25 protein-coding genes, 1 tRNA gene and 1 riboswitch are annotated in these 26,119 nt (G+C 58.1%); of the genes, 16 read left to right on the top strand and 10 right to left on the bottom strand.

The annotated features are described in order from the left end of the window. Positions 1–12 precede the first annotated feature (12 nt). Positions 13–1,263: a D-amino acid dehydrogenase gene (locus SJY29_RS17095; protein WP_400085305.1), complete on the bottom strand. Its 1,251-nt coding sequence runs from the start codon at positions 1,261–1,263 to the stop codon at positions 13–15. Between the two features lie 105 nt (positions 1,264–1,368). Next, positions 1,369–1,456: riboswitch (glycine riboswitch) on the bottom strand. A 174-nt stretch (positions 1,457–1,630) separates the two neighbouring features. On the opposite strand from SJY29_RS17095, the gene SJY29_RS17090 reads away from it, so the two are divergent. Together SJY29_RS17090 and SJY29_RS17085 are read left to right on the top strand one after the other, a co-directional pair. Further along, positions 1,631–2,884, top strand: coding sequence for a DNA polymerase IV (locus SJY29_RS17090; protein ID WP_400085302.1), 1,254 nt, complete (start codon positions 1,631–1,633; stop codon positions 2,882–2,884). A 103-nt stretch (positions 2,885–2,987) separates the two neighbouring features. Continuing rightward, positions 2,988–4,169 carry a phytanoyl-CoA dioxygenase family protein gene (locus SJY29_RS17085; protein ID WP_400085300.1) on the top strand — a complete coding sequence of 394 codons (1,182 nt, stop codon included), beginning with the start codon at positions 2,988–2,990 and terminating at the stop codon, positions 4,167–4,169. 6 nt (positions 4,170–4,175) lie between these two features. Here the strand turns inward: SJY29_RS17085 and SJY29_RS17080 are convergent, their stop codons facing one another. After that, the gene (locus SJY29_RS17080; protein ID WP_400085297.1) at positions 4,176–5,039 is read right to left on the bottom strand and encodes an N-formylglutamate amidohydrolase; all 864 of its coding nucleotides are present in this window, start codon (positions 5,037–5,039) and stop codon (positions 4,176–4,178) included. A 154-nt stretch (positions 5,040–5,193) separates the two neighbouring features. Between SJY29_RS17080 and SJY29_RS17075 the strand changes: the two genes are divergently transcribed. From SJY29_RS17075 to SJY29_RS17065, 3 genes are all read left to right on the top strand, one after another. Continuing rightward, positions 5,194–5,268, top strand: a tRNA-Val gene (locus SJY29_RS17075). Between the two features lie 77 nt (positions 5,269–5,345). Next, positions 5,346–5,471: a type B 50S ribosomal protein L36 gene (gene ykgO, locus SJY29_RS17070; protein WP_010141322.1), complete on the top strand. Its 126-nt coding sequence runs from the start codon at positions 5,346–5,348 to the stop codon at positions 5,469–5,471. Positions 5,472–5,683: 212 nt separating this feature from the next. After that, positions 5,684–6,877 carry a PPC domain-containing protein gene (locus SJY29_RS17065; RefSeq protein WP_400085292.1) on the top strand — a complete coding sequence of 398 codons (1,194 nt, stop codon included), beginning with the start codon at positions 5,684–5,686 and terminating at the stop codon, positions 6,875–6,877. A 77-nt stretch (positions 6,878–6,954) separates the two neighbouring features. Here SJY29_RS17065 and SJY29_RS17060 read toward each other — a convergent pair whose 3' ends face one another. The 5 genes from SJY29_RS17060 to SJY29_RS17040 all read right to left on the bottom strand — a co-directional run bounded on the left by SJY29_RS17060 (position 6,955) and on the right by SJY29_RS17040 (position 13,110). Further along, on the bottom strand, positions 6,955–8,436 hold the full coding sequence (locus tag SJY29_RS17060; protein ID WP_400085290.1) for a peptidoglycan-binding protein: 1,482 nt from the start codon (positions 8,434–8,436) through the stop codon (positions 6,955–6,957). Between the two features lie 125 nt (positions 8,437–8,561). After that, positions 8,562–11,330: a formate dehydrogenase subunit alpha gene (gene fdhF, locus SJY29_RS17055; protein ID WP_400085287.1), complete on the bottom strand. Its 2,769-nt coding sequence runs from the start codon at positions 11,328–11,330 to the stop codon at positions 8,562–8,564. A gap of 135 nt (positions 11,331–11,465) precedes the next feature. After that, the gene (locus tag SJY29_RS17050) at positions 11,466–12,284 is read right to left on the bottom strand and encodes a PA2778 family cysteine peptidase (RefSeq protein WP_400085284.1); all 819 of its coding nucleotides are present in this window, start codon (positions 12,282–12,284) and stop codon (positions 11,466–11,468) included. A gap of 8 nt (positions 12,285–12,292) precedes the next feature. Next, positions 12,293–12,694 (bottom strand): PA2779 family protein, encoded by a 402-nt coding sequence (locus tag SJY29_RS17045; RefSeq protein ID WP_400085281.1) that lies wholly within the window; start codon positions 12,692–12,694, stop codon positions 12,293–12,295. A gap of 128 nt (positions 12,695–12,822) precedes the next feature. Then, positions 12,823–13,110 carry a YggT family protein gene (locus SJY29_RS17040; protein ID WP_055296968.1) on the bottom strand — a complete coding sequence of 96 codons (288 nt, stop codon included), beginning with the start codon at positions 13,108–13,110 and terminating at the stop codon, positions 12,823–12,825. Positions 13,111–13,247: 137 nt separating this feature from the next. On the opposite strand from SJY29_RS17040, the gene SJY29_RS17035 reads away from it, so the two are divergent. The 5 genes from SJY29_RS17035 (at position 13,248) to SJY29_RS17015 (ending at position 17,688) form a co-directional block, all read left to right on the top strand. Then, positions 13,248–13,793 carry an acyl-CoA thioesterase gene (locus tag SJY29_RS17035; RefSeq protein ID WP_110280612.1) on the top strand — a complete coding sequence of 182 codons (546 nt, stop codon included), beginning with the start codon at positions 13,248–13,250 and terminating at the stop codon, positions 13,791–13,793. Positions 13,794–13,858: 65 nt separating this feature from the next. Then, a complete protein-coding gene (locus SJY29_RS17030) occupies positions 13,859–15,235 on the top strand; it encodes an MFS transporter (protein ID WP_400085278.1) in 1,377 nt (458 codons plus the stop codon). Continuing rightward, on the top strand, positions 15,220–16,122 hold the full coding sequence (mepA, locus tag SJY29_RS17025) for a penicillin-insensitive murein endopeptidase (RefSeq protein ID WP_400085275.1): 903 nt from the start codon (positions 15,220–15,222) through the stop codon (positions 16,120–16,122). The genes SJY29_RS17030 and mepA overlap by 16 nt, the downstream gene beginning before the upstream one ends. Before the next feature lie 21 nt (positions 16,123–16,143). Next, on the top strand, positions 16,144–16,974 hold the full coding sequence (locus SJY29_RS17020; protein WP_400085272.1) for an esterase-like activity of phytase family protein: 831 nt from the start codon (positions 16,144–16,146) through the stop codon (positions 16,972–16,974). 72 nt (positions 16,975–17,046) lie between these two features. Continuing rightward, positions 17,047–17,688: a queuosine precursor transporter gene (locus SJY29_RS17015; RefSeq protein ID WP_400085269.1), complete on the top strand. Its 642-nt coding sequence runs from the start codon at positions 17,047–17,049 to the stop codon at positions 17,686–17,688. Between the two features lie 719 nt (positions 17,689–18,407). On the opposite strand, the gene SJY29_RS17010 is transcribed toward SJY29_RS17015, so the two are convergent. After that, entirely contained in the window at positions 18,408–19,364 is a 957-nt protein-coding gene (locus tag SJY29_RS17010) for a hypothetical protein (protein ID WP_400085266.1), read from the bottom strand. Positions 19,365–19,569: 205 nt separating this feature from the next. Between SJY29_RS17010 and arfB the strand changes: the two genes are divergently transcribed. Then, positions 19,570–19,989 carry an alternative ribosome rescue aminoacyl-tRNA hydrolase ArfB gene (gene arfB / locus SJY29_RS17005; protein WP_110280618.1) on the top strand — a complete coding sequence of 140 codons (420 nt, stop codon included), beginning with the start codon at positions 19,570–19,572 and terminating at the stop codon, positions 19,987–19,989. Between the two features lie 87 nt (positions 19,990–20,076). After that, positions 20,077–20,412, top strand: coding sequence for a cupin domain-containing protein (locus SJY29_RS17000; protein WP_400085263.1), 336 nt, complete (start codon positions 20,077–20,079; stop codon positions 20,410–20,412). A 21-nt stretch (positions 20,413–20,433) separates the two neighbouring features. On the opposite strand, the gene pncB is transcribed toward SJY29_RS17000, so the two are convergent. After that, positions 20,434–21,726 carry a nicotinate phosphoribosyltransferase gene (gene pncB, locus SJY29_RS16995; RefSeq protein ID WP_400088970.1) on the bottom strand — a complete coding sequence of 431 codons (1,293 nt, stop codon included), beginning with the start codon at positions 21,724–21,726 and terminating at the stop codon, positions 20,434–20,436. A 70-nt stretch (positions 21,727–21,796) separates the two neighbouring features. Here pncB and SJY29_RS16990 point away from each other — a divergent pair, with 70 nt between their 5' ends. Beyond that, complete coding sequence (locus tag SJY29_RS16990; RefSeq protein WP_400085260.1) at positions 21,797–22,303, top strand: hypothetical protein; 507 nt, start codon at positions 21,797–21,799, stop codon at positions 22,301–22,303. A 34-nt stretch (positions 22,304–22,337) separates the two neighbouring features. Beyond that, positions 22,338–23,195, top strand: coding sequence for a DMT family transporter (locus SJY29_RS16985; RefSeq protein ID WP_400085258.1), 858 nt, complete (start codon positions 22,338–22,340; stop codon positions 23,193–23,195). Here SJY29_RS16985 and pncA read toward each other — a convergent pair. Continuing rightward, positions 23,192–23,785: a bifunctional nicotinamidase/pyrazinamidase gene (gene pncA, locus SJY29_RS16980; RefSeq protein WP_400085255.1), complete on the bottom strand. Its 594-nt coding sequence runs from the start codon at positions 23,783–23,785 to the stop codon at positions 23,192–23,194. The genes SJY29_RS16985 and pncA overlap by 4 nt on opposite strands. A gap of 146 nt (positions 23,786–23,931) precedes the next feature. Between pncA and SJY29_RS16975 the strand changes: the two genes are divergently transcribed. Beyond that, on the top strand, positions 23,932–25,197 hold the full coding sequence (locus tag SJY29_RS16975; RefSeq protein ID WP_400085252.1) for an Hsp70 family protein: 1,266 nt from the start codon (positions 23,932–23,934) through the stop codon (positions 25,195–25,197). Between the two features lie 6 nt (positions 25,198–25,203). Continuing rightward, the gene (locus tag SJY29_RS16970; RefSeq protein WP_400088968.1) at positions 25,204–26,109 is read left to right on the top strand and encodes a rhodanese-related sulfurtransferase; all 906 of its coding nucleotides are present in this window, start codon (positions 25,204–25,206) and stop codon (positions 26,107–26,109) included. The last annotated feature ends 10 nt before the right edge of the window (positions 26,110–26,119 follow it).

Here is a 26,119-nt window from a genome sequence, read left to right as displayed (position 1 = left end):
GATAAGTAGCTGCTATGCTGATTTCAATGTATGCTGTTGCATACTGTGCGATTTGGGCGCGAAAACACGCGACTGTACCGCACTTGCAACGAGATCGGACGTTGCCGCCGAAAGGGTCCAGCCAAGGTGCCCGTGCCCGGTATTATAGAAAACACGCGGATGACGCCCGGCACCGACACGCGGCATCATATTGGGCATCATCGGGCGCAGCCCCGCCCAAGGCACGACGTTTTCCGTGCTGACATCAGGGAAATGCGCCTCGCACCACTGCACCAGCGGTTTCACACGATCCGCACGGATATCGCGGTTCTCGCCGTTGAATTCCGCCGTGCCTGCAATGCGGAACCGGTCACGCCCCAAGCGCGAAGTGACGATCTTGGCCTTGTCATCCAACAGCGACACCGTTGGTGCCGCCGCCTGAGATTGTGCATCCGGCAGGTTTACGGTGATGGAATAGCCCTTCACCGGATACACATTCACGCGGTCGCCCAGTTTCTTTGCAAAACCTCGTGACGCAACGCCCGCCGAAACAACCACCGCATCAAAACGCTGCTCAGTCCGTGCCCGCACCGTCACGCCATCCGCATCCGCCGCAACATCGCCGACCGCATTGCCCATTTCAAACTGCACACCCTGCTGGCGCAGCCACGCTGCCAGACCGACCGTAAATTTGTGGATATCGCCTGTGCTGTCGCTTTCGGTCCAGAACCCGCCCAGAATATCGCCGCGCAACGTAGGCTCTTTGGCAAGGGTTTCCTCTGCACTCAATTCGCGCCGCGCCAATCCGCCTTGGGCCAAAAGCGCAGTCACCTTGCGCGCATGGGCAAAGTCTTTTTCGGTTTTGTAGAAATGCAAAATCCCCGCCGGCGTGAAATCAAAATCAATCCCGGCATGATCAGCCATTTCCGCCAGACCTGCACGCGCCGTCACCGCCATCCGCGCGGTTGCGACGGTGTTCGCTTTATATTGCGGAATATTGGCCAGAAACGCCGCCATCCAGCTAATTTTATGCCAGCTGGGGCTCGGGTTCACCGACAAAGGCGCATCCTGTTGCAGCATCCATTTGATACCCTTCAGAACCGTGGACCATTGGTTCCAGACCTCCGCATTCGACGCGCTGAGCTGCCCGCCATTGGCAAAGCTGGTTTCCATCGCCGCATAGCGCTGGCGATCATAGACGGTCACGTCATATCCGCGTGTGTGAAGTGAATAAGCAGTGGTGACGCCGGTAATTCCGGCGCCCAATACAGCAACTTTAGGCATGGTAAACTCCCTACCATCTGCCCCCGCCGTCTGCTGTACCTGAGAGATTCGCCCAATCGGGCTTGCTCCTTCGGCGGACCACTCAAGGTCTCTCTTCGGCGTGTTGCACCCCAACCGGTCCTTTTGCCTGAGAGTGACCGGGGCGGTTGCTCCTTCGGCGCCAGACCAAACCGGACTCTCCCGGTTGACGTGTTTCCTATTGGAAACTCATAGACAGATCGGCGCGCAACGCAATGGGAAATATTAGCTCGGCCTGCAGCCCCCTGCGCCGTGATATTTTCGCGACGCCATGCCGGCGGCGGCAGCACCTTTGCATCAGTGATGCAGAGCCGTTGTGTCCGAATACTGCCCCTTCTACACTGCCGTCATGCCAGCACTTTGTCGCGATTGCCTGACCACATTCGACAATGAGTCCCGTTGTCCGCAATGCCGCAGTCCAAGGGTGACGCGGCACCCGGAGCTGTTTGACCTGACCATCGCGCATATGGATTGCGATGCTTTTTATGCCTCGGTGGAAAAGCGCGACAACCCGGATCTCGCAGATAAACCCGTGATCATCGGCGGCGGGCGGCGCGGCGTTGTATCGACCGCTTGCTATGTCGCGCGAATCAAGGGCGTCAAATCTGCCATGCCGATGTTTCAGGCGCTCAAGCTTTGCCCCGAGGCTGTCGTCGTCCGCCCCAACTTTCCGGCCTACACCGAGGCCTCACGCGCCATCCGCGCGATGATGGATGAACTGACACCGGTGGTTGAGCCCTTGTCACTGGATGAAGCATTCATGGACCTTACAGGCACCGAACGCCTGCACCACGCACCCCCTGCGGTCATGCTGGCGCGTCTGGTCAAACGCATGAAAGACGAATTGGGGCTGACGGGATCAATCGGGCTGTCGCACAATAAATTCCTCGCCAAAGTGGCCTCGGACCTCGACAAACCACGCGGCTTTTCGATTATCGGCAAGGCAGAAACCACCGCATTTCTGCGCCCCAAATCCGTGCGCCTGATCTGGGGCATCGGGCCGGCCGCACAGGCCAGCCTAGAGGGTGCGGGCATTCGCACCTTTGACGACCTTCTGCGCTGGGACAGGCGGGATCTGCATGACCGCTTTGGCGGCATGGGTGAGCGGCTGTACAGCCTTGCGCGCGGCGAGGACGGGCGGCGGATCTCATCCCATAGCCCTGTAAAGACGCTGTCGAACGAGACGACGTTCAACGAAGATACCGGCAATGTAGATATTCTGGATGGGCATCTGTGGCGGATGGCCGAGAAGGTCAGCGCACGCGCCAAAGCGCAGGATAAAGCGGGGCGGGTGGTGACGCTGAAACTGAAAACATCTGATTTCAAACTGATCTCGAAACGGCAAAGCCTGCGCCACCCGACCCAGATTGCCGATACCATCTATCGCACGGCGCGCGGCTTGTTCGATCAGGTCAGCGGACGCGGGCCGTTTCGTCTGCTGGGGGTGGGGCTGTCCGAGATCACCCCTGCTGCCGACGCCGACCGCGAAGGTGATTTGCTCGACCCCGGCGCGCAAAAACGGGCCGATGCCGAAAAGGCAGCTGACAGAATCCGCGCGAAGTTTGGCAAGGATGCGATCATCAAAGGACGCGCCCTGCGTTAAGGGTAAGGTGGGTCTTGACCCACCCTACCCCGCCTGAATTTGTCTTTTTACAAAAAACAATGTCCGCTACGCTCAAGAGGCTTAGACACCGGGAGGGCACGATTTGAACCGCATCTTTGACACCACAGCCGCGTATTATGAACCCGATGCCTGTGATATCGCGGATTTCACCGCGTTGATTGATCAGACAACACACGGCGCGGATGTGCCTTTTGCCGCCGCCATCGAAAAGAATATTCCGGTTTATGATATGGCAGCACTCCGCCCTGCCCTTGAAGATCAGGGAACCCGTAAGCGAATCCTGGCAGAATGGGCGCTTGTTCTGCGGCAAGGTGCGGGTGTCATCGCCCTTAAAAAGACCTATGCGGACACCAGTGTTCTGGACCAGGCCACCCGCGTTTACGAACAGATCATTGCAGATGAAAAGGCGGGCGCGCGCGGCGCAGGGGACCATTTCGCGGCGGCAGGTGCGAATGATCGGGTCTGGAATTCGCTGCAAAAACTTTGCGAAGCGGCACCCGATGTCTTCCTCCACTATTTCGCAAATACCGTGATTGATGCGGCTTGCGAGGCATGGCTTGGCCCCAACTACCAGATGACCGCGCAAGTGAACCTCGTCCATCCCGGCGGAGCCGCGCAGCAGGCGCATCGCGATTATCATCTGGGCTTTCAAACCGCCGAAATCTGCGCGTCCTACCCCGCCCATGTGCATGATATTTCCCCAGTTCTCACGCTTCAGGGGGCGGTTGCGCATTGCGACATGCCGCTGGAAAGCGGCCCGACGAAACTACTTCCTTTCTCGCAGGCCTACCGCCCGGGATATGCCGCTTGGCGCAGGCCCGATTTCAGGGCTTTGTTTGAAGAACGCTACGTCCAACTGCCGCTCGCAAAAGGCGACACTTTGTTTTTCAACCCTGCGCTGTTTCACGCAGCAGGCGCGAACACCAGCAAGGATATCCATCGTTTCGCCAATCTCTTGCAGGTCTCCTCAGCCTTCGGGCGGGCGATGGAAACGATTGACCGCGACAAAATGTGCAGGCTGGTGTTCCCATTTGCTGCCCAAGCGATAGCAGATGGCAAATTGAGCCCCTCGGAACTCAAAGCAGCGATATCGGCCACTGCAGAAGGCTATTCTTTCCCGACCAACCTTGACCGCGATCCACCCGCAAACGGAATTGCGCCAGAAACACAGGCCGCGTTCATGGCGCGTGCCTTGTCGACAGGCATCAGCCCGGAGGATTTCAGCAAACGTCTGGACGATATGAAAATGGCGCGCCTAACTTAACCGCGGCTATTCCGCCGCAACCTTTTGGTCCGCAACACGTCCAATATCGACAATCTCGGCGATCACACCTGACAAGAGCGCCTGAAAGGCCGCGAAGTCTGCATTCAGCTCCAATGTGCGTTCGTTCATATAAAGCGCGCGGTCGATTTCGATCTGAATGGCGTGTTGCTGGCGTGACGGGCGGCCATAGTGTTGCGTAATAAAAGCACCCGCAAACGGCATGTTGCGCGCCACCCGCAGACCCGCGCTTGTGAATGCGGCCTCCACCTGCTCCACAACAGATGCCGCGGCGGTAGAGCCAAACCGGTCACCCAGAACCACATCAGGACGCGCACTGCCCGGAGGGCCTACGTTTTCCAGCGCTTCATGGGGCATGGAATGGCAATCAATTAAAATCGCCTCGCCATAGGTGTTATTGCTTTCATCCAGCAAGGTCTGCAGCTGGTCATGGTAGGGACGCCAGTATTGCGCAATGCGCAGATGCGCCTCGGCCAGTGTGAGTTTGCCGCGATAGATCTGGCGGCCATTGGCCACAACTCGCGGGATCACCCCGAGCCCGCTGGCAATGCGCGGATTATGCGCGTTGCGGCGCACCCCTTCGATCAGGGCCTGATCAAGTTCATCCACACCGCGGTTCAGATCAAGAAAGGCGCGCGGCGCTGTTGCCGTCAACAGCGGCGCGCCATGGTCAGGCACGGCTGCGAATAGCTGATCGACAAAGGCGTCCTCGGACGAACGGATCTCGCTTGCATTCAGAACCGACCGGCGCAAGAACGCGTCAGGATAATCGCGTCCGCTATGGGGCGACGCAAAGACAACGCTTGTGGTGCGCACCTGTGGTCGGGTCAGAGTGTAGGCCGTTTTGAGCAATATTTTCGTCCCTTCAGCACAACAGATAGCGCATTTCGGGAAAATACCAAAAGCCCTTGATCCCTTTGTCGACTCCTTTTATAGACCGCACGACTGACGCGGATTGCCCGCGTCCTATTTCGTTATGGGACGTGTTGCAAAACGCAGAAGACATGGATGATTAGCTCAGCGGTAGAGCACTTCGTTGACATCGAAGGGGTCACTGGTTCGATCCCAGTATCGTCCACCATGAATTCATCGGGCTTACCGCCCGTTAATGTAACCCAAGGCGCAGTCCGCGCGCCGCGACAGATAGGAAACGACCCCATGAAGGTACGTAACTCCCTCCGCTCGCTCAAGCAGCGCCACCGCGATTGCCGCGTCGTGCGCCGTAAGGGCCGCGTCTATGTTATCAACAAGACGCAACGCCGGTTCAAAGCCCGTCAGGGCTGAACCTGCGAAAGCAGTATTTGGGAAAAGGGTCGTGCCGCTGGCGCGGCCCTTTTTCTTTTTCAACAGGCCGATCTCATCAGAATATCTGCAAAAAACCCGATGAAAAGTCACAATCACGCCTTGGTAGACCTGTAATATTCGCTAGTCATACTGCGTTTCATCACGCTACTTTGTGGCACTCCAATTTTCTTGAAGACAAAGGATTTTATTCCATGACCCGCCCCACACTTAGAATATCTGCCATTGCAGCCCTCATGCTGGGCACCGCAACACCGGCATTGGCCCAGGACATCTGCGGCGGCTTTGGCAACAACGGTCAGTGGATCGGCGGCGATGAAGCCACCTCGGACATTAGCACATCCACAACCTACCGCGAACAAATGGCGCTGGTTCTGGGCGGCAATGAATATGTGTCCCTTTTCACCCTCTCTGCCCCGACAGATGTCCGCGTTGAGGCCGCAGGGCGTGGGTCGGGCGATCCGGTCATCGACCTGCTCAACAGTACCGGCGATATCATTCTTTCCGATGATGATTCTGGCGGTAACGCCGCCTCCCGTGCGGAAACCTCGCTTGATGCAGGGACCTACTGCATGTCTCTGCGCAGCTATGATGGCGGCCCGATGACCGCATTCGTCCGCATTGGCCGTCAGGAACAGGAACCGCTGACAGAAGGGATCAGCACGCCGACAAGCACCCAAACAGGCAGCTGTGACACAGCCGTGCCGTTCGGCACGCTCGGTGAAAGTGTCTCGGCCTCGGCAGCAGAGGTCCCGTTCTGGAGCTTCGAACTTGACGGTCAGACGCCGATCACGATTACAGCGGAAAATGAAACCGCCGATCCGGTCATTACCCTCTACGGTCCGGGCGAGACATACATTGACGAAAACGATGACTATGACGGTTTGAACTCCCGCCTTGATGTCACAGACACTTTGGCCGCTGGCACCTATTGCCTTGGCGTGACAGCACTCAGCGATGACAGCGCGCCGATCACCCTGTCCATCAATCCTTATGATGCGGAAGAAGCCTTGCAGGCGCTCTATGCCCGAGGCGAGGCCGCACCACCTTTGGACGGCAGCGTCCCTGTGACCGATCTTGGCGTGCTGACCTCACGCACACGCCAGGACGTACAGGCAACCGAAGATGTCACATGGTTCAGCCTTGATTTTGAAGGCGCGGGCCTTTTGGTGGTCGAAGCCATCGCAAACGGCAACAGCGACCCTTGGCTGGTGCTCTATGATGATCTGGGCCGCCAGGTCGGACTCAACGACGATTATGGCGACGGACTGGACAGCATGATTGCCGTACGTTTGCAGGAAGGCACCTACATCATCGGTGTGCGCCTGTTTGAGGGCAGCCAGGGCTTTGTCCGGCTTGTAGCCGAAAAATACGTGCGCGCAGACTAAAGAGCGCAAGACTGAAAAGAAGGGCGCCCCACGGCAAGCGGGGCGCCCTACTTCGTTGCCAGAATCACGGCTTACGCCTAGCGGCCGAAGGTATCAGCCAGCAGACGCGCCAGCGTCGCCTGATCCAGATAGCCCGTCGATGTCAGATTTCCCTGCGCCTGATAGCGCCCGATCGCACGCCGCGTATCGCTGTCAAACCGCCCATCGACCTGTCCCGGATTGAACCCCAGTTGCTGCAGCCGGTTCTCGATCAAACGACGCAGGACAGGATTGATATTCAACGCATCCTCACGCGCCCTTGCTGCATCATTGGCGGCTTCATTCGTCGCATCATTCAATGCCGCCAGCCTGTTGCGCGCCTCATCCGCGAAAATACCGTCGGGATAACGCTCCAAATAGGCCTGATAACCGGCTGGAGTACCGCGTGCTCCGGTTTCTTCCCAATAGTCACGCTCCAGTGACAAGGCTTCTTCGCGCGCACGCTCTTCCTCGGCTGCGACTTCCGCGGCGCGGCGGCTGGCCTGTGCATCAATGCGGTTGATCTGCTCGGTGGTCAGATAAGAGGTCTGCCCAAACCCGTTGTTCTGCTGCCAGTTGCGGATCGCGCCACGTGTGCCGGGGCCAAAGATACCATCCACGCCCCGCGTATCGAATTCCAGCAGCGTCAGATTGCGCTGGATCGCGCGCCGCTCGCTGCGGGTCAGGTTCAGCGCGTCCTCAGCAATCTGTGCAAGCCTGACCGGATCATTTTCGATCTGGTCCAGACGGCGGCGCGCCTCTTCGACATACGGGCTGCGGGGATGGTCGAAAATAAAGTCGCGATAGCTGTCTGCGGTGTTTGCATTCTGCGCGTTGGTCCAAGCGGTCAGGCTCGGCTCGATTTGGGGCAGGTTTGGTGCAGGCACTGCATCCGACGGCTGCATAATCAGGCTCTGCGGCTGAAAACCCAGCGTATTCAGGCGACGGTTGTCGCGCACATAGGCCATGATATCGCCGCCCGATACGGCAACCGCATCAGTCAGAACCTCGGTAACCCGGTCCGGTTCACCATAAATCACAGTCACACCTTGCGGCACATCAAGATTGCCGACGCCTTCGCGCAGATACCGTCCGAAACTGCTGAACCCGTCCTGATCGTACCCCAGCACCAGGATCGCCTGACCGGGCGTGCGTGCAAGGACATCCAGTACAGTATCCACCGATATCGCGCTATCCAGGCCAAAGGGTGTGGGTGTTTGCGCGTCCTGTGCCAGGAACCATGTCCGTGTGCCGTCCGTGGCAAAACGACCAGAGAGCGCAACAACCAGACGATCCGCGTCCAGCGCATCATCGGCCAGTGTTTCCGCCAGACGCTTCATGTCGCGCGCAGAGCCGTTCGAGAGCGTGGTGACCTGAAAGCCTGCTTGCCGGAGCTCATCCGAGGCGTCCAGAATGTCCGTTGCATCGCCGACCCTGCCAAATTCCTGATAGCGGTCAACGCCCATCAAGAGGGCTGCATCATCAGCAAAAGCCGGCAGGGCAAGCCCCGATAGGGCCGCAATCAGGGTCAATCTGCGCATCGCGCGTCTCCTTTGGTTAGTCTTGCAGAAGCCGCAAAATGGGCTCCGCACTCAGCCAAAGGCTAGGCTGTTGCGGGGGTGCTATTCAATAGCGCCCCCTAAACCGGCGTTAGATACGCAGGTTTTCACTCGGCCGGAACGGTGGTTTCGGCCTTTTCGACGCGCACGGCAGAAAATTTGAACTCGGGGATCTTGCCATAAGGATCGACCGCCGGGTTGGTCAGCACGTTCGCCGCCGCCTCGACATAGGCGAAAGGCACAAAGACCATATCGGGGGCGACTGCGCGGTCTTCGCGGGCCATGATCGTGATGCTGCCACGGCGGCTCGAGACCGTGACCATCCCGCCCGGCTCGACACCCAGCTTGCGCAGTGTCGAGGGGTGCAGCGAACAGTTCGCTTCCGGCTCAACCGCGTCCAGAACACGTGATCGCCGCGTCATAGAGCCGGTATGCCAATGCTCCAATTGCCGACCTGTTGTCATAATCATCGGATATTCTGCATCTGGTGCTTCATCCGGCGCGATCACGCTGGCGGGGGTGAAACGCGCACGCCCGTTGGCGCGGGGGAAACCATCGCCAAAGACAATCGGTTGGCCCGGATCGGTGGGCGATAGCGACGGGTAGGTCACGGCATTCTGCGCCTCAAGCCGGTCCCATGTGATGTTGGACAGCGATTTCATCGACAGCGCCATTTCGCCAAAGACCTCACGCGGGTGGGTGTAGGTCCAGTTCAGGCCAAGGCGCTTGGCAAGTTCTGTGGTGATCCACCAATCCTCGCGTGCTTCACCGGGTGGCGGCACGGCGGGGCGGCCCATTTGCACCTGTCGGTTGGTATTCGTGACCGTGCCGGACTTTTCAGCAAAGGCGGCGGCAGGCAGGATCACATCAGCATAGTTCGCTGTTTCGGTGATGAAGATATCCTGCACAACCAGATGTTTCAGCTTCGCCAGCGCATCGCGGGCATGTTCGACATCAGGGTCAGACATCGCGGGGTTTTCGCCCAAAATATACATGCCGTGAATGTCACCTGCGTGGACCGCATCAAGGATTTCCGTGACGGTCAGCCCCTTGTTGGGGTCAATCGTGCCTTCTTGCCAAATCTCCTCGAACGCAGACCGCACACCGTCATCGCCCACCGGCTGATAATCAGGCAGGAACATCGGGATCAGGCCCGCATCAGAGGCACCTTGCACGTTGTTTTGCCCGCGCAGCGGGTGCAGACCGGCACCGGGCCGCCCCACTTGGCCGGTCATCAACGCAAGGCTGATCAGGCAGCGGGAATTGTCGGTGCCGTGGATGTGTTGCGACACACCCATGCCCCAAAAGATCATAGCGGCCTGGGCACCGGCGAAGGTGCGGGCCACATCGCGCAGCACCTCGGCCTCGATGCCGCATATCTTGGCCATCTTCTCTGGTGTAAAGTCAGCCAGATGCGCTTTCTCGGCTTCCCAGTTTTCGGTGTAGGCTTCGATATATTGGCGGTCGTAAAGCTCTTCCTCCACGATCACATGCATGATCGCGTTCAGCATCGACACATCGGCACCGGGCCGGAATTGCAGCATATGGGATGCAAACCGCTTGAGTGCCTGACCGCGCGGGTCCATCACAATGAGCTTGCCACCGCGTTTGGTGAATTGCTTGAAATAGGTCGCCGCGACGGGGTGGTTTTCAATCGGGTTGGCCCCGATGACGATGGCCACATCCGCGTTTTCAATCTCGTTAAAGGTCGCGGTCACAGCGCCCGAGCCTACGTTTTCCATCAGCGCCGCGACCGATGACGCGTGGCAGAGCCGCGTGCAGTGATCGACATTGTTGTGTCCAAATCCTTGGCGGATCAGTTTCTGGAACAGATAGGCCTCTTCATTGGTGCATTTGGCCGAGCCGAAACCGGCTACACCTGTACCACCAATGTCAGCCATGCCTTTGGCGGCCACATCCAGCGCCTCTTCCCAACTGGCTTCGCGGAAATGGGTTTGCCAGTTGCCGGGGTCCACGTTCAGGCCTTTGGCAGGCGCATCATCCCGGCGGATCAATGGTTTTGTCAGACGGTGATTGTGGTGGATATAGTCGAACCCGAACCGCCCTTTCACGCAAAGCCGCCCCTCATTGGCGGGTCCGTTGATGCCTTCGACGAATTTAACCTTGCCGTCCTTGATCTTCAGGCTGATCTGGCAGCCGACACCGCAGAACGGGCAGACGCTTTCGACCTCTTTGTCGTAGTCTTTCGTGTCGCCCATCTGGTTTTCGTCCGTCACCGTCGCGGGCAGCAGAGCCCCCGTCGGGCAGGCCTGCACGCATTCGCCACAGGCCACACAAGAGGACGCGCCCATCGGATCGGCCATATCAAAGACCGGATAGGCATTGCCGCCGCGCCCTGCCATGCCGATTACGTCGTTGACCTGCACTTCGCGGCAGGCGCGCACACAAAGGCCGCATTGGATGCAGGCATCCAAGTTCACCGACATCGCCACATGGCTGTCATCAAGCAAGGGGATGTGATCGGGATCGGCCTTGGGAAAGCGGCTTTCGCTCACGTCCTGTTTCGCGGCCATGTCCCACAGATGCGCGGATTTATCGTGCGCCACCTCTTGGGCGGGCTGGTCGGCGACCAAAAGCTCCATCACCATGCGGCGCGCCTGTTTTTCGCGGGGTTGGTCGGTCGTCACGACCATGCCTTCGGAGGGTTCGCGGATACAGCTCGCGGCCAAGGTCCGCTCGCCCTCGATTGCAACCATACAGGCGCGGCAGTTGCCGTCAGACCGATAACCGGGCGCGGGTTTGTGGCACAAATGCGGGATCACAAGGCCGCGTCCATTGGCCACTTCCCAAATCGTTTCACCCGGTTGCGCGGTCACGGTCTGACCGTCAAGCGTAAAGGTAATTGGATCTGACATCGGGAACCTCCAAGGTGCGTTGCCCGAATATAGACCATTTGTGCCTTGCCACTGAAAGGTCATGCGCGACCGCAAGCAGCACATTTGCGCCATGCGGGATTTCCGATGGGTTACGTGGGGGATGCATGAGGGGAATTAACCCGCGATTTCGCTTTCGACAAAGGTGAGGTTGGCGCGGACTTCGGGAATTGAGGGATCAATGCTGCGGGCTCGGCGCAATGCCTGTCGCGCACCCCGCAGATCGCCCTGCGCATAGCGGGCATTGCCCAGACCGAATTGCCAAAGCCAGTTCTCCGGCCATTTCGCGGCACCCGTTTCATAAAGCGTTTCGGCTGCCTCATACTGCGCGACCCGTTCGAGCGCGGCAGCGGCAGAAAGGACCTCGGCCTCGTCCACGCTGGCGGGTAGTTGATCGGGCGGCAGCACCACCAGCCCCCAGTAATCGCCGCGCCGCCATGTGCGCTCAAAGACCGAAAACGGCATGACCATCTGGTCCTGCTGGCCGGAATTCAGATAGACCTCATCGCGTGCAAAATCATAGCCTGTCACAACGCCGTAATGCCAGACAGGCACCACACTGAACCCGAGGTTCTGAAACACAATCACCGGATGGCCTGCGGTCACTTCGGTCAAGAGATGATCAAAGTTATCAATTTCGACAGCAAGTTGGCCCAACCTGCGGCTGCTGCCGATCATATCTGCCAGATAGGTACCGCCCGCGCCCGGGCTGAAGGCAAGGGCGGCGACCTCTTCTTGTGAAATCTCGGCCCCTGCCCACTGCATGACCATCGCGATCGAGGTGGGACCACAAAAGAAATCTTCCTGCTGGATCAGTGGCACGCCAGTGATTTGCGCCCGTGTCGGGGCGTCGAAGGACAGGCGTTCATCCGGATCAAAAGGTGGCGCGCAGGCCGCCAGCCAGCACAGGGCCAGCAGGCAGGCAAAGCGTTTCACAAATGCGCCTAGCGGACGCACCGCGTAAAGTTGAAGAAGCGCGTAAAGCACAAAAGGTCAGTGACCAGCAGGATCACAAAAATCGTGAACAGCGTGCCCACGATATCGGCACCGGCACTGTCATTTTCCATCTGCGTCAGCATCGTGGCGATCTCGGTATCGGACAGCGCGGCCAGACGGGCCTCGGCCTCGGCGGGATCGACACCAAGCGCTTCGATCTCGGCGCGGACCTCATCGCGCTGCATTTCATCCATCAGCGCATTGCGGTTCGCCAAAGCCGTGTATTTGCTGATCGCTGCATCTGTGCCCAGCATCTCGGCCTGCGCCATTGTAACCGCTTGCGTGGCCAGCACCATCTGCGCCGAAAGCGCGATTGCGATACCTTTTTTGCTCAGATTAAGAAAACCCATGTCGTTCTTTCCCATTCTGTGGCGGCATTCCGGTCCGCCACGTTGCCCCAATACACATAGTTTTGAGCAATTTCTGCCCCAGCGCAACTCTTTGCGGGAAATTAAACGCCCAATCGGCAAAAACCAGACTAGGCGAATGCCAACATGTTGTTGATCAAGAAGATACGCAGGATTTCAAGGCCGACCAGCACAACGATCGGTGACAGGTCAATCCCGCCCAGATCCGGCATAAACCGGCGCACGCGGCTATAGATCGGCTCCAGAACACGCTCCAACCCGTACCAGACCTGACCCACAAATTCCTGCCGGATGTTCAAGACCTCAAACCGGATCAGCCAGCTCATGATGAAATGCGCGATAACAAAGAACCGGATCACACCAATGATCAGCAGAAGGGCTTGGATAATTGTCAGCATGGATGCGGCCTTTTTGAACTGTTTGTCACGATCTAAGCGCTTGCGCGCGCCGCGACAAGCCCAAGGGCTGCCGCAAGGTCAAAGTTGACGCGGACGTCACGCGAGCGCATCCCCGCGAGGCAAGAAAGGACGACCGCATGTATCCCATTATCCGCGTCATCAAAGAGGTTCTCAAAGCCAAACGTATGCCCCCGCTGCACCCTTTGGGCAGCCATGTGTCGCATCACCGCTGCTGGCCGCAGGACATTGATCAATACCTGGAAATGAACAACGGGCGTATCCTGACAATGCTTGATCTGGGCCGTACCGGTCTTGCCCAGCGCACGGGACTGCTCGATGCCCTGCGCAAGGAAAGCTGGGGCTTGACGATGGCGGGCGCGTCGATCCGCTATCGCAAACGGATCCGTCCGTTCGTGAAATTCCGCATTGTGAGCAAGGCGGTCGGCTGGAGCGAGCGGTTCTTTTATCTCGAGCATACCATCTGGATTGGTGACCAATGCGCGGTACAAGCCCTGTTCCGCGCCGCCGTGACCGACAAGAACGGTATCGTGAACCCTGCCCGTGTCTTTGCGGCAGTGGGGCTTGACCAACCCTCGCCCGAAAAGCCCGCATGGGTGCAAGCCTGGATTGATGCGGATAACACCCGCCCCTGGCCACCCGAGGACGACGGCACGTCGCAATAAAGAATTCTTGCCAGCCATAGGCTTATCTGTGTCTTATCCCGTCAGGGAAGAGCAGGGACAAGAGTATGGCAGTCGCAAAGAAACGCATCTGGGGATGGATGGCCTTCGATTGGGCCTCGCAGCCTTTCTATACGCTTGGCCTGACCTTCATCTTTGGCCCCTATTTCGCCGTTGTCGCGACCGAGTACTTCTTCAGCACGGGCATGTCCGAAAGTGCGGCAGACGCGCAGGCGCAATGGGTCTGGTCAGCGGGCCAAACCGTAGCAGGGCTACTGATTGCATTCACAGCCCCGTTTCTGGGAGCGTTCGCGGACAACTCGGGCCGCAAGATGCCGTGGATCGCCTTCTTCTCGGTCGTCTATGTTGTCACGACCTTCATGTTGTGGGGGCTGACACCGGACGGATCGTCGCTCATCCTTGTCCTCGTGATGTTCTACGTGGGCTTCTTTGCTGCCGAAAGCGCGTTGAACTTTGTGAACGCCATTCTGCCATCGCTGGGCAATGACAAAGAGGTCGGGCGGATTTCCGGCTCGGGTGCGGCCTTTGGGTATTGGGGTGGCGTGACCTCGCTCTTCATCATGCTCCTGCTCTTTGCCGAGAACGATCAGGGCGTCACCTTGTTGGGCAATGCGCCGCTCTTCGGGTTGGACCCGGAGGCACGCGAGGGCACGCGCTTTGTCGGGCCGTTTATCGCGATCTGGTACGTCATCTTTATCATCCCCTTCTTCATGTTCGTACGCGACGATCCCAAAGCCGAACGGAAATCCACCAAACTGGGCGCGGTTTGGGGCGAGTTGATGGAAACGCTGCGGTCGGTCTTCCACCGCAAAAGCCTGCTGAACTTTCTGGTAGGGTCGATGTTCTACCGTGACGCGCTCAATGCGCTTTACGCCTTTGGTGGTGTCTATGCGGCACTGGTGCTGGATTGGCAGACGATCCAGATTGGCGTGTTCGGAATAATCGCCGCGATTGCCGCCGCCATCACAACATGGCTGTCAGGTCTGGCAGACGCACGCTATGGCCCGAAACCTGTGATCCGCGCCTCTGTCTGGGTGCTGATACTTGTCTCGGTTGTCATCGTGGGTATGTCACGCGAAAGCATCTTCGGCATTCCCTTTGCCGAAGGCTCGGGCATCCCTGACATCATCTTCTACATCTGCGGTGTTTGCATCGGCGGCGCGGGCGGTGCGGTTTATGCCTCGTCACGGTCAATGATGGTGCGTCACACCCATCCCGACCGCCCCGCCGAGGCTTTCGGCCTGTTTGCGCTTACCGGCAAAGCCACCGCTTTTCTTGCCCCTGCGCTGATCACTTTGTTCACGATCATGACCGGTAGCAATCAATTAGGGTTCTTGCCTGTAATCTTTCTTTTCCTGATCGGGCTTTTGTTGCTACGATGGGTGAATAAAGACGGAGATCGCGCAGAATGGTCCGCTTCATAATCGCAGCAGCATTTACCATCGGATTGGCCGCATGCCAGACGGAAGAACCGCCTGTTGTCAGCCTGTCCAGCCAGAATTTCAACGACACACGTATCGCCAAGACGCTCTTCGGCGCGGCACCTGACGCCTCGCCACAAGGGTCGCAGCCCTTTGGCAGCTATTCGCGTGGCTGTCAGGCCGGCGCGCAGCAGTTGGAAGAAACAGGTCCGACATGGCAGGCGATGCGGCTGTCGCGCAACCGCAATTGGGCGCAACCCGAAACGCTGGATTACGTCCGCGATCTCAGCCGCTTTGCCGCGACACAACCCGGATGGGCGGGGCTTTATGTCGGCGATATGAGCCAGCCGCGCGGCGGCCCGATGCTGACCGGACATGCCAGCCACCAGACCGGTCTGGACATTGATGTCTGGATGCTACCGCCCCAGCGGCTCGACCTCACAGTGGCCGAGCGCGAAAGCATTTCGTCCATCTCGATGCGGCGCAATGCGGGCGCCTTTACCAACGACCTTTGGACGCCCCAGCACGAGGCGATCGTCCGCGCCGCAGCGTCAGACCCGCGCACTGCACGCATCTTTATCTTCCCAGGTGCAAAGGTCGCAATGTGCAATTCGGCAACCGGTGATCGTAGCTGGCTGTCCAAAGTGCGCCCTTGGTGGGGCCATCACTATCATTTCCATGTACGCCTGAATTGCCCGGCGGGTGCGGCGGGTTGCGAGAACCAGACACCACCGCCGCCCGGCGATGGCTGTGCCGAAGCACAAGAATGGGTGGATCGTATCCTGAACCCACCTCCGCCGGACCCCAACGCGCCACCACCGACACCGCGCGCAGAGCTGACGATGGCGAACCTGCCCGGCCAGTGCCAAGCCGTCTTGAACGCCCAGTAAGTGTTCCGCTTTTTATGCCTCTTGGCCCTGCTCAGGGCCGTGCCTGCCTATGCCGAGGTCACATATCTTGGCAGCTATGACTGGCGCGTGAGCGACCGGCTCTTCGGCGGCTTCTCAGCCATTGAGGTGACGGCCGATGGAATGGATTTCGTCGCCCTGACAGACCGCGGCAGCATCGCGCGCGGCACATTCATACGCGAGGGGAACGCGATTACCGGCATCGACCTCGGCGTCTTACGGCGCCTGCTCGGACCAACCCGCGCACCGCTTGCCGATGACCTGAACGATAGCGAGGGGCTCGCCATTGGGCCGGACGGGACGCTTTATATCTCGTTTGAGGGCGAGGATGGCGTCCGTTCCTTTGCAGACGTTGACCGGCCCGGATCCGAACTCGTAACCGCATGGGACTTCAAAGCATTTCAACCCAACTCAGGTCTTGAGGCCTTGGCGATTGGCCCGGACGGCGCGCTTTACACATTGCCTGAAAGGTCGGGGCTGGCGACGCGGCCTTTCCCTGTCTTCAGGCTCAAAGGCGGTGTCTGGGATCAGCCGTTCGAGATCACACGTGCAGGGGCTTTCCTCCCTGTCGGCGCGGATGTCGGGCCCGATAGCAGGCTTTATGTACTGGAACGCGACTTTACCGGCATCGGGTTTCGCAGCCGTATCAGGCGGTTTGATCTGGACGGTCGCAATGAAGAGACCATTCTCGAAACGGGCCTGCGCACACATGATAACCTCGAAGGGATCAGCGTCTGGCAAGACGCCCAAGGGCTGCGGATCACGCTGATTTCCGACGACAACTTTCGCATGTTCCAAAGGACCGAGATCGTCGAATACCGATTGACGGAGTAGGCAGAGGGCGTTAATGCGCCCTGTCCCCGTCGGGGGCCAAGTGCCGCAACCTTGTCAAAACGGATTTATCGCATGACACGTATCCTTCCCGGCGTTCTCGCCATGGCCACCATTGTTGTGGCATCCAACATCCTCGTACAATTTCTGCTGCTCGACGGGCTTTTGACCTGGGGGGCGTTTACCTATCCGCTGGCCTTTCTTGTCACCGACGTGATGAACCGCGTCTACGGGCCGTCGGCTGCGCGCAAGGTCGTGTTCTCGGGTCTTGTCGTGGGTATCATCTGTTCGCTGATCGGCAGCCGGATCATGATCCAGGGCGACGGGTTCGAGTATCCGGCCGTGGCGCTGCGTGTGGCGATCGGCTCGGCGACGGCGTTCCTGATTGCGCAATTGCTGGACATCGTGGTGTTCGACCGCCTGCGTGACGGATCGTGGTGGAAGGCCCCTCTGGGCAGCACGCTGGTTGGGTCAACCGTGGATACGGTGATCTTCTTTTCCATCGCATTTGCAGCCGTTTTCAACGGGTTGAACGCATCTGCCGCCGAAGAAGTCATGTGGGCGCAGGACGCCGCACCCTTCCTGCTCACCGGTCCCGAGATGCCGCTTTGGGTGACACTGGCCGTGGCCGACTGGGGCGTGAAACTCAGCATCGCGCTGCTCGCTTTGGTGCCATTTCGCTTCATTGTTACGCGTATGCTGCTGCGCAGCGCATAAACACGAGATCAGGTATCTTTTTACTTGAAATATACCAAATCTGTGGTTTTCTGCTTTCAGGCGAAACATTGAAAGGAGGTGATCCAGTGCATCATGAGGTATTGGAGAAGTGTGTCGGGACAACTTGGGAGGAGCGCAGCTAGGGCAGCCCTTGGCTGACGTGAACCCAAGGTGGAGTTCCTAACCGACCCACCTCCGAAATTCAGGAAAGGGCCATCCCGTTCGCCGGGGTGGCCCTTTTTCGTGGGGGTTCGGGGCGTACACAAGGTGTACACGGGCTGTACACACGGCGTATGTACAGGTGTGTGGATGGGGTTGGGGCGTAACTATGTGTGTAGAGGACATATGGCGTAGAAGATTACGTGAAACCACGAGCCAACATGTTGGCATACCGATGCCCAAAAGTATAACAAATACAAGTATATAGGTCGCAGTGACTTTGGTGCTAGCGATTAAGACCGCAAAGCCTTATTCAGAGCGTTACATCAAAGCAGTTCTGAGTTCACTCAGCTTGCTTCCTTCATTTTGTTTGACCGAAACACTTTAGGCTTTAACAGTCCCTCCCGTTCGCGAGATAGTCTGCTAGCTTTTGCTACAGCAGTAGCATCACCATTCTTTACGTATTCACGAACGAGAACGTCAATCTCACGAGTGAGCTGTCCAATTTTTGACTTTGAATCCACGGCTACTCCTCCAGAAAGGTTTCTACGCTTTATCATTTAGGATGTTTCGACCTTCTTTGCATACTCATCATGAATCAACTTGAAAAGAATAGCAAGAAAAGCTGCAGTTTCTCTTAACGCATCTTCTCGCTCCCAGTCACGCTCTCCTCTTTCAGATTCATCTTGGTATCTTCCAATTTTATCGCTGGTAGCTACGAGTATTCCGAGAGGGTTCGCACCATCAGTCGAAATAGGCATTGAGGCGAGAGAGCGATATGCATGCTCGTCATATTCACGATAATTTTGCCCTTTTGCGCCGACAACAGTTCGAAGTTCGGGAGTGTTCGCATCTGAAAAAATAATTTCATTACTTCTGCTGTATGCTAGTCCTACATGCCCCTCTCCTACACGCCAACTCCGGTGCACATGATTGGGTGGGACCTCATCTGCTCTTTTGCATGCCAAACATACAAGTTTTTCAACTTCTGCATCGTAGCGATAAACACCAAAATTCCACTTTTCATCTTGAATTCCAAAGAGGGCTGTCTTGCGTTCATCAAGTAGACCCAGCACTGCTTTGGATGACTTTTTTAGTGCATCTAAGTCAAAACCGTCATCAACAGTTGCAGCCTCAACAATCTCGCGCATGTAAGAGTTTAGTGACAACCTAGCCAACACGTGATCGACGTAGTTTTCGTAGAAATCAAACTCGTCCTCATCTTCCCTGTGCTGCTTTGAAAGCCGCAGATTTTCGGCAAGTATTTCAGAAGTGGTGCGATCTGCAAAAACAAGGACTAATGAGCTAAATGTCGTAAGAGCTAACCCCACCCAGAGTAAAATGCTGGCTATATCTTGAGCATTTTGAAAGCTTTGCGTTGAAACCCATGGGTGCAAAGCGATCATAGCCGCGCCAACTACAGTTCCGAATATTTTAGCAAGCTTAAGGGACCTACTAGAGTCTCTCAAATATTGCAGGGCAGCTTCGAAATTAGCTTCATAATCATCATAGCTCAAACCGTGACCTCAACCCTAATCCGGCACTTCCAGTGCAATACTCACTCATGACGTGCAGCAACGTCAAGTGTGCCTATTGTGTCGCCTATCAAGCGTCTGAATGTCCGACTTCCTAGGCTGCGAACCATCTCATTTACCCAACCGCCTACCCACGCCCCCGCCGCCCATGTATGCTCTCCCCACCAACCCCGCACACGGACATCACATGCGTATCAACGATCAGATCGAGATTGCCGATTGGGAGCTGACCGAGAGCTTTGCGCGGTCGTCCGGCCCCGGCGGGCAGAATGTGAACAAAGTGTCCACGGCGGTCGAGTTGCGGTTCGAGGCCGCGCGCTCTCCGCATCTGACCGAGGCGGTCAAGGCGCGCCTGAAACGGCTGGCGGGGCAGAAATGGACCAAGGACGGCGCGGTTGTGATCTTTGTGCAAGAGACCCGCAGCCAGGCCCGCAACCGCGAGATCGCGCGCGACCGGATGGCCGAATTGATCCGCAAGGCGCTGGTGGTTGCAAAACGGCGGCAGGCGACCAAACCGACCTATGGCTCGGTGAAGCGGCGGCTGAAGGCAAAGAAGGTGCGCGGGGAAGTGAAGGCGTTGCGGGGGTCGGTTGATCCGGATGCGTAAGGCGGGGGCTGCCATAACTTCGCGTTTCCCTTACCCGCCCCTTTCGCGCATCAATAGCCCCGAGACAACCGCATGAAAGGGCCACCGATGCTGATCTACAGACTGGACACCACAGGCGCGGGCGAAACGGACCGCCCCGCACCGGAAAAGCTGATCTCGGGCGATCCGGTTTTTACCACGTGGAACCTTGAAGAGCGCGACGGCCTCTACTGCGGGATCTGGCGCAGCACGCCGGGGCGCTGGCGGATAACCTATGACGAATGGGAATACTGCCGCATCCTGTCGGGTGTGTCGCATATCCACGGGGCAGACGGCAGCTGCATGACGGTGAAAACCGGCGACAGCTTTGTCCTGCGCCCGGGGTTCGTGGGCGAATGGGACGTGGAAGAAACCACGGTGAAGGAATATGTGATCAGGGTTTGACGGGGGTCTGTGCGGATCGTCCTAAACCATAACCTCCATCTTCTCCTGCGCGCCTACCCCGAACACCCGCTTGTAGCGCGCGATCTCTGCCTCCGGCCCCATCGCTTTATTCGGGTTGTCGCTCAGCTTAACCGTCGGACGCCCATTGGCGGACACCGCTTTGCAGACCAGTGAAAACGGCGCGAGCCCGTCATTGGCGACCAGACCTTTGAAGTCGTTGGTGAGCATCGTGCCCCAGCCGAAGGACACCCGCACGCGGCCGGCGAATTGTTTGTGCAACTCGACGATCTTGTCCACATCAAGCCCGTCGGAGAAAATAACCAGCTTTTCGCGCGGGTCTTCGCCGCGTGATATCCACCATTCAATTGCCGTTTCGGCCCCTGCTGCAGGATCACCGCTATCCACGCGAATACCCGTCCATCCTGCCAGCCAGTCAGGGGCGCCTTGCAGGAACCCTTTGGTGCCGAATGTATCGGGCAGAATGATGCGCAGATTGCCGTCATGTTCTTCCTGCCAGTCCGCCAGCACATCATAGGGCGATTGCCGCAGGGTCTCGTCGCTCTCGGCCAAGGCCGCATAGACCATCGGCAATTCATGGGCGTTTGTCCCGATTGCTTCGATTTCGCGCATCATCGCGATCCGGCAGTTCGATGTGCCTGTGAATTTATCGCCCAGGCCCTCCATCATCGCCTGCACGCACCAGTCCTGCCAGAGATAGGAATGCCGCCGCCGCGTGCCGAAATCCGCGACCCGCAGATCGGGGATCGTGCGCAGCTGGCCGATTTTCTCCCACAACTTTGTCATCGCGCGCGCATAGAGCACCTGCAATTCGAACCTGCCCATATCCTTGAGCACCGCGCGGCTGCGCAATTCCATGATCACCGCTAGAGCGGGAATTTCCCACAGCATCACCTCGGGCCATGTGCCTTCAAAGGTCAACTCGTATTGCCCGTCCTTCTTTTCCAGATGATAGGGCGGCAATTGCAGGTTCTCGAACCACTCCATAAAGGCGGGGGTGAACATCTGGCGTTTGCCGTAAAAGGTATTGCCGCGCAGCCATGTGCTTTCACCGCGGGTCAGCCGCAGGGAGCGGATATGGTCAAGCTGTTCGCGCAATTCGCCCTCATCCACCAGTTCGGCCAGACGGATGGATTTTGTGCGGTTGATGAGGGAAAACGACACATGCGTGTCCGGATGATTGCGGAAAACAGACTGGCACATCAGCAGTTTGTAAAAGTCCGTATCAATCAAGGACCGCACGATCGGATCGATCTTCCACTTGTGGTTCCAGACCCGTGTTGCGATATCAACCATATTCAGTTCCCCCTGCTGGCGCTTACGTGTTAGATCAAGCGGGCGCTGGTGTGGCAAGGGGGCCGTGAACATGGCATTGCGTTACGATTTCGATATGATGGAGGTGCCACCAACAGGCGTGGCGGGCGAAAAGGCTGCGATGTTCCGCGATCCGGCCACGGTCGCCGCGCTGAAAGAGGCCGACGCCTCCGTACAGGCTTATTTTTCCGACAGCGGCTTTGTTTTGCAGGAGTACAACAGCGGCGCCCCACCGGGCCGTTATCCGATGCGCGATGAAGAGGCGCGGATCGCACTGATTGACCGACTCACGGCAAATCTGGATGCCTACGATCTGGCCAATGTGAATTGGGGCGGCTTTGATTTTGACGCTTTCATGAATGCGCTTTCGACTGCAGAACCGGTCGAGGATGAGCTGTTGGCGCCTTTGCCGGGTGCCGGAACCGGCGATCTGACCGACGAGATCATCGCCGCACGCATCGCGTCACGACAAAAGAAGGGCCGCCGGATGCTGGCCTTGGGCGGGCTTTTACTCGGGCTCGTCCTGCTTTTCTATGTCGCCAGCCAAACGCTGATGTGATCCCTTCACACGCCGCGCGTCAGAAGGCCCCCGTATGACGACCACTCCTTATTCTGCCCGTCTGGTTGGCGCGGTCGTTCTGGCGATGACGCTGATTGTGGGCGGGGATGCGGCGGCGACGGTGCTGACCGGCGCGGGTTTCCCCCAGACTTTTGTGGCATGGACCCGCTTTGCGCTGGCGGCTTTGTTGCTGGCCCCTTTGTGCGGGCTGGTGCGCGCGGATCTGGCGCATCTGACGGATTGGCGGCTTTATCTGCGCGCTGCCCTGATTGTGGGCGGCATCGTCTGTATCCTGACCGCGCTGAAAACCGAGCCGCTGGCGAATGTTTTTGCGGGTTTCTTTGTGGGGCCAGTGGTTTCCTACTTCCTTTCGGCGCTCTTGTTGCGCGAACGGATTACCGCACTGCGGACCTGTCTTTTGCTGGTCAGTTTTGCTGGCGTTTTACTTGTCGTGCGCCCGGGTTTTGGCATGACCACAGGTATGGACTTTGCCATGCTGGCGGGGTGTTTTCACGGGTCCTATCTGGTGGCGACCCGCTGGCTCGTCGGGGGGTTCCGCCCGCGGTTCTTGCTGTTTTCCCAACTCTTGATCGGCGCTGTTCTGCTCTCGCCCTTTGCATTGGCCCCCATCCCGGACATGACGCTTTCCCATCTGGGGCTGATCACCATTTCGGCCTTGGGATCGGCAGGGGGGAACCTTTTGCTGGTTCTGGTAAATCGCAACACGCCCGCCGGTGTCGTCGCGCCTTTGATTTACAGCCAGCTTCTGGCGGCCATGGCTATTGGGTGGCTGGTTTTTGGCCAATGGCCGGATGGTCTAAGCCTGATTGGTCTGGTCATCATCATGACGGCGGGCGCATCCTCGGTCTGGTTCGCAGGCAGAGGCCGCTAGGCCAGTGTCACACCTGCCTGCGCCATGCCATCCTTGGCCGCATCCAATGAGCCGTCAAAATCGATCGCGCGGCAAAGCGCCATGTTCACCGTCACATCGAACCCCAGATTGGCCGCATCCACGGCAGAATAATTCACGCAAAAGTCTGTCGCCAACCCTGCCAGAGTGAGGGTGGTGATCCCGCGGGTGCGTAAATAGCCTTCCAGCCCCGTTGGTGTGGTCTTGTCGTTCTCGAAGAAGGCCGAATAGCTATCAATCGCGGGGTTAAACCCTTTGCGGATAATCAGATCAGCGCGGTCAACATGCAACTGGTTATGAAAGGCCGCGCCCTGTGTGCCCTGAATGCAGTGGTCAGGCCAGAGCACCTGAGGCCCATAAGGCATCTCTATCATACTCATCGGGGCCGCATCATGCGTGGAAGCGAATGATGAATGGCCTGCAGGGTGCCAGTCTTGTGTCAGGATCACCGCATCGAAATCGGCCATGGCGGTGTTGATGCCTGCAACAATCTCATCACCGCCCGCGACCGCCAATGCGCCACCGGGGCAGAAATCATTCTGGACGTCGATTACGAGTAGGGCATGGGTCATGGCGGGCTCCTCTTTGTTGATGGGCGCAAGCTAACCTGTTCGGCCCCGACCTGCGACCGCTTTATTGGATTTGGAAAACAGCGCTTGCCAGTGGCAGCTTATTTTCCTATCTGCGGCGTCTTTCACGCAAGGATCAGGTGGTAGAAATGGCGGTTTTGGGCATTGATTTTGGCACCTCGAATACCGCAGCGGGCATCATGGCCGCCGGTCGCCCGCATCTGATTGCGGTGGAACAGGGGCGCACGACACTACCGACTTCGGTGTTTTTTGACTATGACCGCAAGCTCACGACCTACGGGTCTGTTGCCAATGCCGCGCTGATCGAAGGGCGTGAAGGGCGGTTCATGCAGGCGCTGAAATCAGTGCTGGGCACGCCCTTACTGCGTGAGCGGCGCCAGATTGCCTATGAGCGGATGACGCTATTGGAGGTCGTGGCGCGGTTTTTGCAGATGATCCGTGAACGGGCCGAAGCCGAGACCGGCCAGAATTTTGAGGTCGCTCTATCAGGTCGTCCTGTGCGGTTTCATTCCATCGATCCCGCCCGCAATGCGCAGGCCGAGATTGACCTGCGCGAGGCCTATCTTTTGGCAGGCTACAAAGACGTGGCGTTTATGTACGAGCCCGAGGCCGCCGCCCTTGCCAGTGGCCCGATAGATCGCGGTGAACTGGGGCTGATCGTGGATATCGGCGGCGGTACGTCGGATTTCTCCATCTTTGAACGCGACGGCGAGACAACGCGGATTATCGCAAGCCACGGTGTGCGCGTTGGTGGCACCGACTTTGACCGCGCGATCAGTATTGCACAAGTCATGCCGCTGTTGGGGCGCGGTGCCGAGGTCCGCAATGCGATGGGCCAAGGGCGGCATACGGCCCCGAACGCAATTTTCAACGACCTTGCCACGTGGCAGAAAATTCCTTTTCTCTATACACTCGAAAACCGGCGGATGGCGGCGGATTTTGCAAAGCTTGGCGTTGATCCCGCGCTATTTGCACGGCTCAATACCGTTCTTGAGATGGAGTTGGGCCATGACATTGCCTTTGCTGTCGAAGCGGGGAAAATCCAGCTCAACCAACCGGATCGCGCAGACGTGGGGATTGATCTGCGCGTGATCGAACCCGCGCTCTGGGCGCGTTTGACCCAAGAGGCGATGGAGAATGTGCTGACAGATCAGGCCGCACAAATTGGGACCTGCGCGCGCGAAACGCTGGCGATGGCCGATATCGGGCCCGACCGGATTTCCAAGATCGTTTTTGTGGGCGGCTCCAGCCTTCTGACGGTGGTTGAGGATACGATGACCGCGCTTTTCCCGCAGGCAGCACATGAAAGGGCCGAAGCCTTTACCGCTGTTGCGGACGGTCTGGCGATTGCAGCATCCCGCGACTTGCCCCTTTCGGCGGACAGGCGTATTTGAGTGCCTATGTATACTGTTGCTGCGCTCTATCACTTTACCCGCTTTGATGATCCCACCGCCCTGCGGGGGCCATTGTTGGATTTGTGCAAGTCCAATGGGATCATGGGCACCCTGCTTTTGGCGAAAGAGGGGATCAACGGCACGATTGCCGGACCGCGCGCTGGCATTGATGCCGTGCTTGCGCATATCCGCGCCCTGCCCGGCTGTGACGGTCTGGAGTGGAAGGAAAGCACGGCGTCCACGCCGCCCTTCCACCGCATGAAAGTGCGCTTAAAAAAGGAAATCGTGACGATGGGCCAGCCCGATGTCGATCCGGTGGCGCGGGTCGGCAACTACGTGGACCCTGCCGATTGGAACGATCTGATCAGCGCACCAGATGTGGCCGTAATTGATACCCGCAACGATTACGAGGTGGCGATTGGCACCTTTGAAGGTGCCGTTGACCCCGAAACCAAAAGCTTTGGTGAATTCCCCGAATGGTGGGAAAAGAACAAGCACCGGTTCCACAACAAAAGGATCGCGATGTTCTGCACCGGCGGGATTCGCTGCGAAAAATCAACAAATTATCTGATGGGTCAGGGTGTTGAAGATGTGTATCACCTGAAGGGCGGCATCCTCAAATATCTCGAAGAAGTCCCCCAAGAGCAAAGCAAATGGGACGGTGAATGTTTCGTTTTCGATGCGCGAGTGAGCGTTGGACATGGGCTGACGGAAGGGCCACATATCCTGTGTCATGCCTGCCGTCGTCCGCTGCTGCCCGAAGACCGCGACAATCCGGCGTTCGAGCAGGGCGTGTCTTGCCACCAATGCATTCACGAGACATCCGAAGCGGACAAAGGCCGTTTCCGCGAGCGTCAGAAGCAAATGCAATTGGCCAAGGCGCGCGGCACGCACCATATCGGCGGAGTATAGATCCTCGGTA

The organism is Yoonia sp. R78084, from assembly GCF_044595625.1.
In the GTDB taxonomy this organism is placed as follows: Bacteria; Pseudomonadota; Alphaproteobacteria; order Rhodobacterales; family Rhodobacteraceae; genus Yoonia.
The sequence above is the reverse complement of the archived record's forward strand: the minus strand, read 5'-3'. Positions and strand labels throughout refer to the sequence as shown.

Coding starts and splice junctions, on each gene's coding strand:
- SJY29_RS17045 (WP_400085281.1), bottom strand. CDS start 12,694: ATGGGTTTTCTTAATCTGAGCAAAAAAGGTATCGCAATCGCGCTTTCG.
- SJY29_RS17015 (WP_400085269.1), top strand. CDS start 17,047: ATGACACGTATCCTTCCCGGCGTTCTCGCCATGGCCACCATTGTTGTG.
- SJY29_RS17060 (WP_400085290.1), bottom strand. CDS start 8,436: ATGCGCAGATTGACCCTGATTGCGGCCCTATCGGGGCTTGCCCTGCCG.
- fdhF (WP_400085287.1), bottom strand. CDS start 11,330: ATGTCAGATCCAATTACCTTTACGCTTGACGGTCAGACCGTGACCGCG.
- SJY29_RS16975 (WP_400085252.1), top strand. CDS start 23,932: ATGGCGGTTTTGGGCATTGATTTTGGCACCTCGAATACCGCAGCGGGC.
- SJY29_RS17040 (WP_055296968.1), bottom strand. CDS start 13,110: ATGCTGACAATTATCCAAGCCCTTCTGCTGATCATTGGTGTGATCCGG.
- SJY29_RS17000 (WP_400085263.1), top strand. CDS start 20,077: ATGCTGATCTACAGACTGGACACCACAGGCGCGGGCGAAACGGACCGC.
- SJY29_RS17030 (WP_400085278.1), top strand. CDS start 13,859: ATGGCAGTCGCAAAGAAACGCATCTGGGGATGGATGGCCTTCGATTGG.
- mepA (WP_400085275.1), top strand. CDS start 15,220: ATGGTCCGCTTCATAATCGCAGCAGCATTTACCATCGGATTGGCCGCA.
- arfB (WP_110280618.1), top strand. CDS start 19,570: ATGCGTATCAACGATCAGATCGAGATTGCCGATTGGGAGCTGACCGAG.
- SJY29_RS16985 (WP_400085258.1), top strand. CDS start 22,338: ATGACGACCACTCCTTATTCTGCCCGTCTGGTTGGCGCGGTCGTTCTG.
- SJY29_RS17095 (WP_400085305.1), bottom strand. CDS start 1,263: ATGCCTAAAGTTGCTGTATTGGGCGCCGGAATTACCGGCGTCACCACT.
- pncA (WP_400085255.1), bottom strand. CDS start 23,785: ATGACCCATGCCCTACTCGTAATCGACGTCCAGAATGATTTCTGCCCC.
- SJY29_RS16990 (WP_400085260.1), top strand. CDS start 21,797: ATGGCATTGCGTTACGATTTCGATATGATGGAGGTGCCACCAACAGGC.
- SJY29_RS17065 (WP_400085292.1), top strand. CDS start 5,684: ATGACCCGCCCCACACTTAGAATATCTGCCATTGCAGCCCTCATGCTG.
- SJY29_RS17090 (WP_400085302.1), top strand. CDS start 1,631: ATGCCAGCACTTTGTCGCGATTGCCTGACCACATTCGACAATGAGTCC.
- SJY29_RS16970 (WP_400088968.1), top strand. CDS start 25,204: ATGTATACTGTTGCTGCGCTCTATCACTTTACCCGCTTTGATGATCCC.
- SJY29_RS17035 (WP_110280612.1), top strand. CDS start 13,248: ATGTATCCCATTATCCGCGTCATCAAAGAGGTTCTCAAAGCCAAACGT.
- pncB (WP_400088970.1), bottom strand. CDS start 21,726: ATGGTTGATATCGCAACACGGGTCTGGAACCACAAGTGGAAGATCGAT.
- ykgO (WP_010141322.1), top strand. CDS start 5,346: ATGAAGGTACGTAACTCCCTCCGCTCGCTCAAGCAGCGCCACCGCGAT.